1 protein-coding gene is annotated in these 1,336 nt (G+C 35.0%); it reads right to left on the reverse strand.

Annotated elements, in window-relative coordinates; genetic code table 11:
- Positions 1 to 219: 219 nt before the first annotated feature.
- A complete protein-coding gene (locus ACY2RU_RS17525) occupies positions 220 to 1,281 on the reverse strand; it encodes a hypothetical protein (RefSeq protein WP_490139779.1) in 1,062 nt (353 codons plus the stop codon).
- Between the last annotated feature and the right edge of the window lie 55 nt (positions 1,282 to 1,336).

The raw sequence follows: 1,336 nt of genomic DNA on the forward strand, positions 1-1,336 counted from the left end.
CCAACGTGTTTGTATAATGCCAGTGGCGTTTCTTGGCTCGCTGTGGCTCAACCAAATTTGCGGAGCAAATGTTGGCAGCGGCGTCGACGCGTGCGACTCGGAAGCCACGGCGAAGCCGATTACGGGTTTATTCCGAAATAAAGATACTTAATTATTTGTACGAAAAACAATTCATTAACCACTTCCGCCATTGGCTTTATACGTTGTTGGCATTAGTACTTATTCGCGCATAGACTGGTTAAATCCAGCTATTGCACCAATAGCCTCGAAAACATCGTCTTGGTCGGTTTTTTTATTCCAGCCCTTTAATGCCAATTCCGCTCGAACTTCACTCTCGGTTTTGTCTTTTTCAAAAAGATAGATAGTATATTCAATTACCTTTTCGGGAATTTTCTCGATTGAATAAGTTAAGATGCCCTTCAAAACTTTTATTTGTGCGACAAAATATGGAATAACTAACTGTAATATCCAGACAACAACTAAACCTATCCAGCCAACATTCGTTTTGTTAATCGTAAATCCCTCTTCTAAAAGATATTTTTGAAACTCGATGAAGCCTAAATTCGGGATGTTATTTTCTATGAGTGTCAAATGAAATTGAAAGTATTGATTTGTAATAAAAATTACAAAAACGAAAATCGCTGTCAAAATCCTGGCTATTTTAAAATCAGTAAAATGAGCTTTCCCAAGAATTTTACTGAATAAATAACCAAACAAAAATCCGATACCTACCTCAAATAAAAATACAATGTAGATAAATTCTCGAGTTAAAAATCCAGCTAAAAGTCCTATTCCAATTGCAATTAAAAGTCCACTGATGACAACCAATGCCATATTTGGTTTTGCAGTTTTTTTTGGTTTGGGCAATTCGTTTGGAATTTCGTAGTCAGCCCAACTTGTTTCCTTTTCATATTCAGTTTCTAATTCCGCTAACTTTCCGCTCTCTTTATAATCGGTCGATAATTTATCAAATAGAAGTCTATAATTACCAGTTCGCAGAGAGTTTACACCAAAATCCCACATATTCCTTTTGAGAGATTTACTGTGTAATTTAATTCGTCCGGAATTTAATTTGGTAACAGTTATTTTTTCTGTCATATTGCCAAAATCATCTTTCCTTTTGGCCTCGACGGATTTATTGTCTTTATAGACGACAACCCATTTTAATTTTTCAAAAGTCTCGACTGCAAGCGGAATTATTTGGCTGTCTTGAATATCCGCTTTTATAATTTCGGTAAATTCTGGTTTATATTTGAAGCTGTGTTTTCTCTTTATTTCCAATACTTAATTTTTTAGCTGAATGTTTTTCAGTATTAATGCCAACGTGTTTGTATAA

It is taken from the genome of Ulvibacter sp. 2305UL32-6 (assembly GCF_058148545.1).